This is a genomic window from Curtobacterium sp. MCLR17_034 (genome assembly GCF_003234485.1).
Lineage (GTDB): Bacteria > Actinomycetota > Actinomycetes > Actinomycetales > Microbacteriaceae > Curtobacterium > Curtobacterium flaccumfaciens.
The window spans coordinates 1-12,694 of the sequence record NZ_QKTH01000028.1; the positions used below are offsets into that span (position 1 = coordinate 1).

Below are 12,694 nucleotides of genomic sequence, written 5' to 3' on the forward strand. Positions count from 1 at the left end.
TATAAGAGACAGGGGCGGGGCACCTGCTGACGATAGCCGCGGGGCGGACGGTTGTCGGGCCTCCAGTTCGGGGTGCACGGGTGCCGGGCCGACCCGCCGGACGTGAGCGCGGATCGGTTCGATCCGGGGCGGTCCGCCGAAGTACCATGGCGGCATGAGCATCCGCGGGAGCTACCGGACCGCCCTGACGTACGGCGCGGTGGGGGCGACCCAGGCGTCGGACCTCATGACCTACCCGCCGGACGGCTTCACGCCGGCCGAGTCGCGCGCCCGGATCGGACACGGCGACCAGCGGTTCGAGACCGCCGTCGTGCAGGCGCTGACGTGGCAGATCCAGGAACGCAGCGGAGTCCGCGTGCGCGTCGAGGAGCAGCCCGACGACGACGAGGTCCGGTACAACCCGGTGACCTTCGACGACGACGGTGTGCCGATCGCGCCGGCGTCCATCGGGACGCCCCGGGTCGAGAAGTTCGCCCCCGACGGCACCCCGCTGCTGACGGCGGGCACCAGCGCGACGCTGACGATCCACGCGTTCGGGCAGACCGTGCTGGCACCGGTGCGCGTCGTGTCGATCATCGACGAGCACGACCGCAAGGGGTTCGCCTACGGCACGCTCGAGGGGCACCCGCTCTCCGGCGAGGAGTCGTTCGTCGTCGAGCGCACCCCGGACGGCTCGGTGTGGCTGCAGGTCCGGCAGTTCTCGCAGCCGGCGAGCCGGAAGTGGCGCTTCGTCGCGCCGTTCGTGCGGCGGCAGCAGAAGGTCATGGCGGAGAAGTACCTGGCGGCGTTGCGGGGCGACTAGGCGTCGCGGTCGCTGGCGGTCGCTGGCGGTCGCTGGCGGTCGCTGGCGGTCGATCGCTCCCGCTCCTCAGCGGAGCGGTGGGAGCGCGGCGATCGCGTCCTCGATGAGGGCGGCGTCCTGCTGGCAGTCGCGTGCGACGGTCACGGCGTTCGTGTGCCGCAGCGCATCGACGTCGTAGACACCCGTCGCCACGGCCAGGAAGGGGATGCCCGCGGCGTCCGCGGCCTCACCGTCGCGCGGGGTGTCGCCGACGATGACCGCCCGGGTGCCGACGAGTTCGGCGGCGGCGCGCAGGGTGACCCCGGCCCGCTCGACCTCGGTGTCGCCGAAGTACGAGTGCTCCCAGTCGAAGACGTCGGCGTCGAACCCGGCGCCGGTGAGCTTCACCCGGGCGCGGTACTCGGAGTTGCCGGTGAGCAGGCCGTTGCGCCAGCCGAGTTCGGCGAACCGGGCCAGGAGCGCCTTCGCACCGGGGACCGGGCTGCGGTGGTCGCCGGACGCGTGCCGTTCGGCGGTGAGGTCGTGCAGGTGCCGACTGACCGAGGGGATCAGGGTGTCCTCGAACGCGTGGGCGCGCACGTGCTCGGCGATGAGCCCGGCGTCGGTCCGACCGTGCTGGTGCCCGACCCGCAGGGTGAGGTCGCGGCCCACCGCCCGCTCGAGGGCGAGGTGGTAGAGGTTGCCCGGGGACGACGCGTTCATCACGAGGGTGCCGTCGATGTCCCAGAGGACCGTGGTGGGGACGGGATGGTGCTCCATGACTCCCATCATGACGGACAATGGACTCCATGCCGAGTGCTCTCCCGATCGCCGATCCAGCACCAGCAGACGGCCTGATCACCCCGTGGGCGGCAGCGGGCTCCGCTGCCGGGCCGGGGGCTGCTCCCGCCGCCGGTGACGTCCCCTTCGGCGTGTACGTGCACGTGCCGTTCTGCCGCGTGCGCTGCGGCTACTGCGACTTCAACACCTACACGGCGTCGGAGCTCCGCGGCGTCCGTCGCGACGACTACGCCGGGCACGCCGTGCGCGAGATCGAGTGGGCCGCGACCGTCCTCGATCGTTCCGGTGTGCCGCGGCGGCCGGTGTCGACCGTCTTCTTCGGCGGCGGCACCCCGACCATGCTGCCGGCGTCCGACCTGGCGATGATCCTCCGTGCGATCGACGACACCTGGGGCATCCTGCCCGGGGCAGAGGTCACCACCGAGGCGAACCCCGACTCCGTCGACGCGGCGTCGCTCGAGACCCTGCGGGCCGGCGGCTTCAACCGGATCAGCTACGGCATGCAGTCCGCCGTGCCGCACGTGCTCGCCACGCTCGACCGCACGCACGACCCGCTCCGGGTCCCCGTCGTCGTCGACCTCGCGAAGCAGCAGGGACTCGACGTCTCGCTCGACCTCATCTACTCGACGCCGGGGGAGTCCCTCACCGACTGGCGGACCTCGCTCGACGCCGCGATCGCCTGCGAGCCCGACCACGTGTCGGCGTACTCGCTCATCGTCGAGGACGGCACCGCGATGGGCCGCATGGTCGCTCGCGGTGAGCTCCCCGCCCCCGACGACGACCTGGCCGCCGACATGTACGAGCTCGCCGACCAGGTGCTCAGCGACGCCGGCTACTCCTGGTACGAGGTGTCGAACTGGGCGCGCGGCGACGCGCACGCGAGTCGTCACAACCTGTCCTACTGGAAGGGCCACGACTGGTGGGGCGTCGGCCCCGGCGCGCACTCCGCCGTCGCCGGCACGCGCTGGTGGAACGTCAAGCACCCGGCCGCGTACGCGAACCGGGTGCTGTCGGGGGAGTCGCCGGCCGCCGGCCGCGAGACCATCGACGACGAGACGCGGTACGTCGAGCGACTGCTGCTGGCGGCGCGGGTCCGCGGGGAGCTCGCGACGAGCGAGATCCGCCAGGAGGCCCGTGGCCGGGTCGCCGGCCTCATCGCACGCGGACTCGTGGACGGGTCGGCCGCGGTGCGGGGACGGATCGACCTGACCCTGCAGGGTCGCCTGCTGGCCGACGCGGTGGTGCGGGAGCTGCTCGACTGAGGGGCGTGCGCACTGCTTGGTGCGCACTGCGTGCCGCTGCCGCTACTGCTTGATGAACTCGATCGAGAGCGGGTAGCGGTAGAACTGGCCCTGGTTCGCGGCGACCGCCGCCATGATGCTGAAGATCAGCGAAACGATCGCAGCGGCGAGGATGATCAGGAACCCGACGCCGAACACCGAGGTGAGCGAACCGACGAAGTACGCGATCGCCATCGTGATGTGGAAGTTCAGGGCGACGCGGGTGTGCTCGCGGACGAAGCCGCCGCGGTCGCGGAGGACCAGGTAGGCAACCAACGGTGCGATGAAGTTGAAGAAGATGCCGCCGATGTGGGTCAGCGTGGCCCACAGCCGCTGGTCCTCCGGGCTCATCGGCCGGGGCGGCGTGTAGCCGGCGGGGTACTGCGGCCCGCCGGGGTACTGGGGCCCGCCGGGCTGCTGGGGCCCACCGGGGCCGTGGCCGTACTGGCCACCGGGCTGCTCGGGTCCGGGGCCGTCGGGCTGCTGTCCGTAGGTCATGGCGGAAGCGTATCGGCCGACCGCCCGGAAGTCCCGGGCCGTCAGCGGTCGGGCGTAGGATCAGCAGTCGACACGTCCGAGTGCCAGGTCGATCGGGAAAGGAGGCGCTCGTGGTCAGTGAACGCAGCCTCGAGGTCCTCAAGGCCATCGTGCGCGACTACGTGGCGTCGCGTGAACCCGTCGGGTCGAAGACCATCGTCGAGCGGCACGCCTTCGGGGTCAGCGCCGCGACGATCCGCAACGACATGGCCCTGCTCGAGGACGAGCAGCTGATCGCCGCCCCGCACACCTCGTCCGGCCGGGTGCCGACCGACAAGGGGTACCGCGTCTTCGTGGACCACCTGGCGGGTGCCCGTCCACTCTCCAGCGCGCAGCGGCACGCCATCGAGACCTTCCTCGGCGCTCCGAACGACCTCGACGAGGTCCTCGGGCGCACCGTCCGGCTGCTCAGCCAGCTCACCAACCAGGTCGCCCTGGTGCAGTACCCCTCGATGGTGCGCGCCCGGGTGCAGCACGTCGAGCTCGTCCGGCTCGGTGACGCCCGGTTGATGGTGGTGCTCATCACCGACACCGCCCGCGTCGAACAGCGCGTCGTCGAGACCGACGTCCCGCTCGACGAGGACTCGCTGGGCGAACTCCGCACCGTGGTGAACGGCGCGACGGTGGGACTCCTGCTGCAGGACGTCCCGACCGCGCTCCGAGCCGTTCCGCAGCAGCTCCGCCCCGACGCCCAGACGCTCGGCGGGGTCGTCGTCGCCACGCTCATCGAGCAGGTCGCGGCGAACCGGCAGGACCGCCTGCTGATGGCCGGTGCGGCGAACCTGGCGAAGAGCGAGCAGGACTTCTCCGGCGGCCTCTTCCCGGTGCTCGAAGCGATCGAGGAACAAGTCACCCTGCTCCGGTTGTTCGGGGAGATGCAGGTGGACGACATCGCGGTGGCGGCCAGCATCGGCGTCGAGAACGCCGAGTACGGGCTCGACGCCACGAGCATCGTCGCCGGCGGCTACCTGGCCGGTGGCGAGGTGGCCCGCCTGGGCGTCCTCGGACCGACCCGCATGGACTACGGCACGAACATGGCGGCCGTCCGCGCCGTCGCCCGCTACCTGTCCAAGCTCCTGGGCGAACACTGACCAACCGACCGAACCCAACCGACTGAGGGATACGTGGCAGACCACTACGACGTCCTCGGCGTCCAGCGAGACGCCTCCGATGCCGACATCAAGAAGGCCTACCGCCGCCTGGCGCGTGAGCTCCACCCGGACGTGAACCCGGCACCCGACGCCGCCGAGCGCTTCAAGGACGTGACGCACGCGTACGACGTGCTGAGCGACCCCGAGCAGCGACGCCGGTACGACGCCGGGCCGCAGGCCGACAGCCCCTTCGGCGGTGGCGCCGGCGGCTTCAGCGACATCTTCGACGCCTTCTTCGGCGGCGGCGGTGGCGGCGGCCGTGGCTCGGGCCCGCGCAGCCGTGCCGAGCGCGGTCAGGACGCCCTGCTCCGCATCGAGGTCGACCTCGACGAGGTCGTCTTCGGCACCCACAAGGACGTCGAGGTCGACACGGCGGTGCTGTGCGAGACCTGCCACGGTTCCTGCTGCGCACCGGGCACCAGCCCGCGCACGTGCGACATCTGCGGCGGCTCGGGGCACATCCAGCGCCAGGTCCGTTCGCTCCTGGGCAACGTGGTGACGAGCGCCCCGTGCGGCACCTGCCGCGGGTACGGCACCGTCATCCCGAGCCCCTGCCCGACCTGCCAGGGTCAGGGCCGCGTCCGCGCACGTCGCACCGTGCCGGTGGACGTCCCCGCCGGCGTCGACTCCGGCCTGCGCCTGCAGATGCCCGGCCAGGGTGAGGTCGGCCCGGCCGGCGGCCCGTCCGGCGACCTGTACCTCGAGATCCGTGTGCGCCACGACGACGTCTTCAGCCGTGACGGCGACGACCTGCTGGCGACGCTCGAGGTCGGCATGACCGACGCCGTCCTCGGCACCACCACCACGATCGACGGCCTCGACGGTCCGGTCGAGCTCGAGATCCGTCCCGGTGTGCAGAGTGCCGACGTCCTCGTCATCAAGGACCGCGGCATCACGAAGCTGCGCGGGAACGGCCGCGGTGACCTGCGCGTCGGCGTGCAGGTCGTCACGCCGACCAAGTTGTCCCACAAGGAACGGCAGCTGGTCGAGCAGCTCGCGAAGTCGCACAAGACCACCGCCCCGCAGCTCGCTCGGTTCCAGCAGGGCATGTTCGGCAAGCTCCGCGACCGGTTCTTCAACCACTGATGGCGTCGCTGTACCTCGTCGACTCGCTGGACGGCGTCACCGCCGGTGCCCCGGTGTCGCTCGACGGCGCCGAGGGCCGGCACGCGGTCTCCGTCGCGCGCGTCCGGGTCGGCGAGGTCCTACGGATCGCCGACGGCCGGGGCACTGTGGTCTCTGGTCCGGTGACGGCACTCGGCAAGGACACGCTGGAGCTCGCGGTCGAGACCGTCGAGCACCAGGACGCACCGCGCCCGTCGCTGACGCTCGTGCAGGCCCTGGCCAAGGGCGGTCGCGACGAGATGGCCGTGCAGGCGGCGACCGAGATCGGCGTCGACCGGGTGGTGCCGTGGTCGGCCGCGCGCAGCGTCTCCCGGTGGGACGGCGCGAAGGTCGAGAAGGGCCGTGCCCGGTGGGCCGCGATCGCGCACGAGGCCGCGAAGCAGGCGATCCGTCCGCGCGTGCCCGTCGTCGCGCCGCTGGTGACGACCGGACAGCTCGTGTCCGCGCTCGGGGACGGGACCGCCCTCGTCCTGCTCGACCCGACCGCGACCGTGCGGCTCGCCACCTGGGAGCCTCCGACGGACGCCGAGGACATCGCACTCGTCGTCGGCCCCGAAGGCGGCATCGACGGCGCGGAGCTCGACCGGCTCGAGGCCGCGGGCGCCGTGCGGGTCCGACTCGGCGACAGCGTGCTCCGCACGTCCACCGCCGGACCGGCGGCACTCGCTGTCCTGCAGGCGCGACTGGGCCGCTGGTGAGCCGGACCACGCCGTCGGGCGCGTCCTACGATGGAGCCATGAGCAGCAGCACGCCCAGCGTCTTCTCCAAGATCATCGCGCGCGAGATCCCGGCGACCATCGTCGCCGAGGACGACCGCGTGATCGCGATCGAGGACATCGCCCCGAAGGCTCCCGTCCACGTGCTCGTCGTCCCCAAGACCGAGCAGTACGCGAACGTCGGCGAACTCGCAGCGGGCGACCCCGACCTGCTGGCCCACGTCGTCGCCACCGCGCAGCGCATCGCCGACGAGCGCGCCGACGGCCAGTTCCGACTCGTCTTCAACACCGGCGAAGCCGCCGGTCAGACCGTGTTCCACGTGCACGCGCACATACTCGCAGGTGAACTGCAGGAAGGCACCCTTGCCGGTTAACGAACCAGTACAGCCCACCGCCGCCGACGACGAGCCCGTCTCGGTCTCGCTCCAGGTCGACGGCATCGCCATGGTGCAGCTGCTCGGCCCCCAGGACCGTCTGCTCAAGACGGTCGAGCGCCAGTACCCGGGCGTCCGGGTCGTCGTCCGTGGCAACGAGGTCACGCTGACCGGGCCCGAGCGCGACGTCGCCCGCGCGAAGGCGCTCGTCGACGAGCTCGTCGGCATGGTCCGGCGCGGGCAGGAGATCGGCCCGGCCGACATCCCGATGTCGGCACGGATCCTCGACGACGACCGCAAGCCGTCCGACACCTTCGGCACCCCGATCGTGTCGAGCCGCGGCAAGTCCGTGCGGCCGAAGACCGACGGGCAGCGTGCCTACGTCGACGCCATCGACGAGCACACCATCACGTTCGGCATCGGTCCGGCCGGTACCGGCAAGACGTACCTGGCGATGGCCAAGGCGGTGCAGGCGCTGCAGCGGCGCGAGGTCAACCGGATCATCCTCACCCGTCCCGCGGTCGAGGCCGGCGAGCGGCTCGGCTTCCTGCCAGGCACGCTGACCGACAAGATCGACCCGTACCTGCGCCCGCTGTACGACGCCCTCAACGAGATGATGGACCCGGAGCTGGTCCCGAAGCTCCTGGCGGCCGGCACCGTCGAGGTCGCCCCGCTGGCGTACATGCGCGGCCGGACGCTCAACGACTCCTTCGTGGTGCTCGACGAGGCGCAGAACACCACGCCCGAGCAGATGAAGATGTTCCTGACCCGGCTCGGGTTCGGCTCGAAGATGGTCATCACGGGCGACATCACCCAGGTCGACCTGCCGGGCAACGTCTCCGGTCTCCGGCTCGTGACCCGCATCCTCGACCAGGTCGAGGACATCCACTTCGCCCGTCTCGGCAGCGAGGACGTGGTCCGTCACACCCTCGTCGGCCGGATCGTCGACGCGTACACGGTCTACGACGAGGAGCGCCTCGCCGAGCAGGCCGGGCAGCGTCCCGGTGGCCGTGGCACCGCCCCGGTCGGCAACCCCGACGGAGCGAACCGCGCCGAACGCCGTGGGCGCCCGCCGCAGGATCGCGCACGACCCCCGTACCCCCAGAACGACGCCCGAGGAGGCACCCGGTGAGCATCGAGCTCAACAACGAGTCCGGCGTCGAGGTGGACGAGGCCGCGATCCAGCGGCTCGCCGCGTTCGCCCTGGACGCGATGCACGTCCACGCCGATGCCGAGCTCGCGATCGTGCTGGTCGACGAGGGTGCGATGGAGCAGCTGCACGTCCGGTGGATGGACGAGCCCGGACCGACGGACGTCCTGAGCTTCCCGATGGACGAACTGCGCCCCGGGACCGAGGACGACCCCACGCCGGCCGGGCTGCTGGGCGACATCGTGCTCTGCCCGCAGGTGGCCGAGGAGCAGGCGAAGACCGCCGGGCACTCGAGCACCGACGAGATGCTGCTGCTCACCTGCCACGGCATCCTGCACCTGCTCGGCTTCGACCACGCCGAGCCCGACGAGAAGGCCGAGATGTTCGGCATCCAGGGCGAGATCCTGACCGCCTTCGCCGCCCAGCACCGAGGGCGGTAGCCGGTGGTCGTCGTCGCCGGACTCCTCGCGGTGGCGCTGGGGCTCGTCGTGCTCGGCGGACTCCTCGCCGCGAGCGACGCCGCGCTCTCGGTGGTCTCCCGTGCCGACCTCGAGGAGATCGCCAGGAGCAACAAGCGCCGCCGCGCCATCGAGGCGATCGCGGACGACGTCGGGGCGCACGTCAACGCGCTGAACTTCTTCCGCGTCCTCGCCGAGACCGCGGCCGCGGTGCTCGTGACGATCGCCCTCGTGCGCGCCTTCGACAGCTGGTGGCTCGCACTCGTGCTCTCGGCCGCGATCATGACCGCGGTGTCGTTCGTGCTGGTCGGGTCGAGCCCGCGCAGCGTCGGACGCGCCCACGCCGAGCGGTTGATCGGTGCGACCGGCGGCATCGTCCGTGGGGTCCGCATCGTGCTCGGTCCGCTGGCCGGGCTGCTCGTCCGGATCGGCGACCGGGTCACCCCCGGCCGCGGCCGGAGCGCCTCCACCGTGTCGAGCGAGGAGCAGCTGCTCTCGCTCGTCGACGAGGCCACCGAGAGCAACGTGCTCGAGGACGAGGACCGCGAGCTCATCCACTCGGTGTTCGAGTTCAGCGACACCCTGGTGCGCGAGGTCATGGTGCCCCGCACGGACATGCTCACCGTCGACGGTGCCGAGACGCTCGCCGCGGCCATGGAGCAGTTCCTGGCAGCCGGGGTGTCCCGGATGCCGGTGACGGGCAAGGACAGCGACGACGTGCGGGGCGTGCTCTACCTGCGCGACGTCGCGCGGTCGCTGTACGAACGACCGGCGTCCCGCAGCGAGCGGGTCAGCCGGCTGCTGCGGCCCGCAGAGTTCGTGCCGGAGTCGAAGCACGCCGACGACACCCTGCGGCACATGCAGGTCGCCAAGAACCACCTGGTGCTGGTGGTCGACGAGTACGGCGGAGTCGCCGGGCTCGTGACCATGGAGGACCTCATCGAAGAGCTCGTCGGGGACATCTCCGACGAGTACGACCGCGCCGTCGTCGACCGGACCGAGGTCGAACCGGGCATCTGGCGGATCTCCGCCCGACTGCCGATCGACGAGCTCGGCGACCTGTTCGGCATCGAGCTCGACGACGACGACGTCGACACCGCCGGTGGCCTGCTCACCAAGGAGCTCGGACACCTGGCCGTCTCCGGCGACACCGTCACCGTGTCCGGGGTCGTCCTGACCGCCGACCGGGTCGAGGGCAAGCGCCGCCACCTCATCACCGTGCTCGCCGAGCGCACCCACGCCCTGGCCGACGTCGAGGACGCCTTCGACGACGCCGAACCCACCACGACGGGAACCACGCACGCATGACCGACCCCGACACCACCCAGGCCGGCTCGGACAAGCCCTACCGCGCGGGCTTCGTCTCGTTCGTCGGCCGTCCGAACGTCGGCAAGTCGACGCTGACCAACGCCCTGGTGGGCGAGAAGGTCGCCATCACCTCCTCGAAGCCGCAGACCACCCGGCGCGCCATCCGCGGGATCGTGCACCGGCCCGACGGCCAGGTGATCATCGTCGACACGCCGGGCGTGCACCGTCCGCGCACCCTGCTCGGCGAACGGCTGAACGACCTCGTGCAGTCCACCCTCGGCGACGTCGACGTGATCGGGTTCTGCGTGCCGGCGAACGAGCCCGTCGGTCCCGGTGACCGGTTCATCAACGACACGCTCGACCAGTACCCGCGGGCGAAGAAGATCGCGATCGTCACCAAGATCGACAGCGCCTCCAAGGACCGCGTCGGCGAGCAGCTGCTGGCCGTCTCGAAGCTCCGCGACTGGGACGCCGTGGTTCCGACCTCGGGCACCCGTGGCATGCAGCTCGAAGACCTGCTGGGCGTCGTCACGAGCCTGCTGCCCGAGTCGCCGCAGCTGTACGACTCGAGCGCGGTGACCGAGGAGACCGACGAGGAGCGCATCGGCGAACTCATCCGCGAGGCCGCGCTCGAAGGTGTCCGTGACGAACTGCCGCACTCGCTCGCCGTCGTCATCGAGGACATCGTCGAGCCCGACGCGGACGACGACGCCGACGGCCCGCTGCGCATCTTCGCGAACCTGTTCGTCGAGCGCGACAGCCAGAAGGCGATCGTCATCGGACACAAGGGCGAGCGCCTGAAGGACGTCGGCTCGCGAGCCCGCGTCGAGATCGAGTCGCTGCTCGGCGGCCGGCACGTCTACCTGAACATCCGCGTGAAGGTGGCCAAGGAATGGCAGCGTGACCCGAAACAGCTCGGACGCCTCGGCTTCTGACCGTCCGCCGCTCGCACCCCGGGTCATCCGACCGAGGGACGCGGGGAAGAGCGGCCCGCCGTACCGTGGACGGGTGTTCCGTCCCATGCTGCGCGCGCAGGTCATCACCGACCTGCTGATCGCCGTGCTGCTCGGCGGCCTCGTGCTGGTCGCCAGCGGGCGCGGGCTCGACGGGCCGCTGTCGGTGATCACGGTGGTCGGGATGACCGCCGCCCTGGCACTCCGGCGTCTGTCACCCGGACTCGCCCTGGCCGTGGCGTGGGTGTTCGCGGTCTTCGAGATGGCCACCCTGCAGGTGCCGGACGTGTCGAACGCGTTCATCGCCGGCGTCATGTACACGACGAGTGCGTACGGCAGCCGCCGTGTGCGGCTGGCCGGGCTCGTGTCGGCGATCGTCGGCTCCGTGGCCGCGGCCGCCTACATGGGCTTCGACGACTACCAGAACCGACTCACCTACGAGACCGCGTCGACGCCGCTGCAGGAGTCGCTGCAGGTCACCCTGTCGTTCTTCGCCGTCGTCCTGCTCCTGCTGCTGTTGCCGTGGCTCGCCGGACTCGTGGTCCGGACCCGTCGCTCGGCGAGCATGAGTCGCGAGGCCCAGCTGCTCGCCGAACGTGATGCGGCGCGGGCCGACCGGGCCGTCGCGGTCGAGCAGGAGCGCGTTCGGATCGCCCGCGACATGCACGACATCGTCGCGCACTCGCTCGCGGTCGTCATCGCGCAGTCCGACGGTGCCCGGTACGCCCTGAAGGCCGACCCCGCCGTCGCCGACCAGGCACTCAGCACCATCTCGGCCACCGCCCGGCGCGCGCTCGGCGACGTGCGCGAACTCCTCGGCGCGCTCCGGCACGAGCAGGGGACCGCGCCGACGCCCGAGATCGACGACATCGACCGGCTCGTCGACGAGATGCGGCAGCTCGGGCTCCACGTGCGCGTTGAACGCGAGGGCGACCCCGCCGGACTGCCCACCACCACGCAGCTCGCGGTCTACCGGATCGTGCAGGAGAGCCTGACGAACGCGTACAAGCACGGAGAGCCCGGCAGCCCGGTGCGTGCCGCTCTGACCTACCGGCCGGACACCGTCGAGATCGCCGTCGTGAACCGCCGTGCCGACGACGGCGTCCGCGGCCCCGGCACGGGCCACGGCCTGGTCGGCATGCGCGAGCGCGCCGTGATGACCGGCGGCACCATGACCGCCGGGGCCCGAGGGGACGACTTCGCGGTCGCCGTCCGGATGCCGACCGTCCCGGCCAGCGGGCAGATGCCCCGCGGCCGGATCACCCCGACCGAGCAGGAGCGCACCGCCCGATGACCACGATCCCGACCGACGAGCACTCGATCCGCGTCGCCCTCGTCGACGACCAGGCGCTGTTCCGCACCGGCATCCGGATGCTCATCGACTCGCAGCCCGACCTGCGGTTCGTGGGCGAGGCGGGCGACGGTGCCGAGGGGGTCGAACTCGTCCGACGCACCCGTCCCGACGTGGTGCTGATGGACGTCCGGATGCCCGTGATGGACGGCATCACGGCGACCGGTCACATCGTCGAGCAGTCCGGCACCGACGGCGCGAAGGTCCTCGTGCTGACCACGTTCGACTTCGACGAGGCCGCTGCCAAGGCCATCCGCGCCGGTGCGAGCGGCTTCGTGCTCAAGGACGCCGACCCCGAGTTCCTGCTCGCGGCGGTCCGGACCGTGCACGCCGGCACCGCGGTGTTCGCCGCGTCGGCCACGCGGGAGCTCCTGCGCCGGTACGACGACTCGGTCGGACGCGCCGCCGCCGTCCCCGCGGCCTTCGCCGACCTCACCCCGCGTGAGCGCGAGATCTTCGACCTGGCCGCCCGGGGGTTCAGCAACAGCGAGATCGCCCAGCACGAGTACGTCAGCGAGGCGACCGTCAAGACGCACATCTCGCGGGTCCTGACGAAGCTCGAGCTCCGCGACCGGGTGCGACTCGTCGTCTTCGCCCACGAACACGGGCTCGTCACCAAGGCCGACTGAGGCAGGGTCATCCGCGGGGATGACCCCTCCACAGGCAACCGAGCCGAGCGGACGATCCACAGGAGCCGACCGAGCGACGC

The 12,694-nt window shown here is 71.5% G+C and carries 14 protein-coding genes; 12 read left to right on the forward strand and 2 right to left on the reverse strand.

The genetic code is table 11. From position 1 onward, the window contains the following. The first annotated feature begins 154 nt into the window (after positions 1-154). Positions 155-802: a DUF1990 family protein gene (locus DEI98_RS17745; protein ID WP_035808235.1), complete on the forward strand. Its 648-nt coding sequence runs from the start codon at positions 155-157 to the stop codon at positions 800-802. Between the two features lie 66 nt (positions 803-868). Here the strand turns inward: DEI98_RS17745 and DEI98_RS17750 are convergent, their stop codons facing one another. Further along, positions 869-1,561: an HAD family hydrolase gene (locus DEI98_RS17750; protein ID WP_181438084.1), complete on the reverse strand. Its 693-nt coding sequence runs from the start codon at positions 1,559-1,561 to the stop codon at positions 869-871. A 29-nt stretch (positions 1,562-1,590) separates the two neighbouring features. Between DEI98_RS17750 and hemW the strand changes: the two genes are divergently transcribed. Then, positions 1,591-2,844, forward strand: coding sequence for a radical SAM family heme chaperone HemW (gene hemW, locus DEI98_RS17755; protein WP_111101512.1), 1,254 nt, complete (start codon positions 1,591-1,593; stop codon positions 2,842-2,844). A gap of 42 nt (positions 2,845-2,886) precedes the next feature. On the opposite strand, the gene DEI98_RS17760 is transcribed toward hemW, so the two are convergent. Beyond that, positions 2,887-3,360 carry a DUF4870 domain-containing protein gene (locus DEI98_RS17760; RefSeq protein ID WP_309147109.1) on the reverse strand — a complete coding sequence of 158 codons (474 nt, stop codon included), beginning with the start codon at positions 3,358-3,360 and terminating at the stop codon, positions 2,887-2,889. A 110-nt stretch (positions 3,361-3,470) separates the two neighbouring features. On the opposite strand from DEI98_RS17760, the gene hrcA reads away from it, so the two are divergent. From hrcA to DEI98_RS17810, 10 genes are all read left to right on the forward strand, one after another. After that, positions 3,471-4,490 carry a heat-inducible transcriptional repressor HrcA gene (gene hrcA, locus DEI98_RS17765; RefSeq protein WP_027465308.1) on the forward strand — a complete coding sequence of 340 codons (1,020 nt, stop codon included), beginning with the start codon at positions 3,471-3,473 and terminating at the stop codon, positions 4,488-4,490. A gap of 33 nt (positions 4,491-4,523) precedes the next feature. Further along, on the forward strand, positions 4,524-5,636 hold the full coding sequence (gene dnaJ / locus DEI98_RS17770) for a molecular chaperone DnaJ (protein ID WP_017886671.1): 1,113 nt from the start codon (positions 4,524-4,526) through the stop codon (positions 5,634-5,636). Next, complete coding sequence (locus tag DEI98_RS17775) at positions 5,636-6,373, forward strand: 16S rRNA (uracil(1498)-N(3))-methyltransferase (RefSeq protein WP_111101499.1); 738 nt, start codon at positions 5,636-5,638, stop codon at positions 6,371-6,373. The genes dnaJ and DEI98_RS17775 overlap by 1 nt, the downstream gene beginning before the upstream one ends. 38 nt (positions 6,374-6,411) lie before the next feature. Beyond that, positions 6,412-6,765 (forward strand): histidine triad nucleotide-binding protein, encoded by a 354-nt coding sequence (locus DEI98_RS17780; RefSeq protein ID WP_111101500.1) that lies wholly within the window; start codon positions 6,412-6,414, stop codon positions 6,763-6,765. After that, positions 6,755-7,897 (forward strand): PhoH family protein, encoded by a 1,143-nt coding sequence (locus tag DEI98_RS17785; protein WP_071405705.1) that lies wholly within the window; start codon positions 6,755-6,757, stop codon positions 7,895-7,897. Before DEI98_RS17780 ends, DEI98_RS17785 begins: the two co-directional genes overlap by 11 nt. Continuing rightward, positions 7,894-8,355 (forward strand): rRNA maturation RNase YbeY, encoded by a 462-nt coding sequence (gene ybeY / locus DEI98_RS17790; RefSeq protein WP_017886675.1) that lies wholly within the window; start codon positions 7,894-7,896, stop codon positions 8,353-8,355. Before DEI98_RS17785 ends, ybeY begins: the two co-directional genes overlap by 4 nt. 3 nt (positions 8,356-8,358) lie before the next feature. Beyond that, a complete protein-coding gene (locus tag DEI98_RS17795; RefSeq protein ID WP_111101501.1) occupies positions 8,359-9,681 on the forward strand; it encodes a hemolysin family protein in 1,323 nt (440 codons plus the stop codon). Continuing rightward, positions 9,678-10,616 (forward strand): GTPase Era, encoded by a 939-nt coding sequence (era, locus tag DEI98_RS17800; RefSeq protein ID WP_111101502.1) that lies wholly within the window; start codon positions 9,678-9,680, stop codon positions 10,614-10,616. Before DEI98_RS17795 ends, era begins: the two co-directional genes overlap by 4 nt. Before the next feature lie 73 nt (positions 10,617-10,689). Continuing rightward, positions 10,690-11,928 (forward strand): sensor histidine kinase, encoded by a 1,239-nt coding sequence (locus DEI98_RS17805; protein ID WP_111101503.1) that lies wholly within the window; start codon positions 10,690-10,692, stop codon positions 11,926-11,928. Beyond that, entirely contained in the window at positions 11,925-12,614 is a 690-nt protein-coding gene (locus tag DEI98_RS17810) for a response regulator transcription factor (protein WP_035808237.1), read from the forward strand. Before DEI98_RS17805 ends, DEI98_RS17810 begins: the two co-directional genes overlap by 4 nt. The last annotated feature ends 80 nt before the right edge of the window (positions 12,615-12,694 follow it).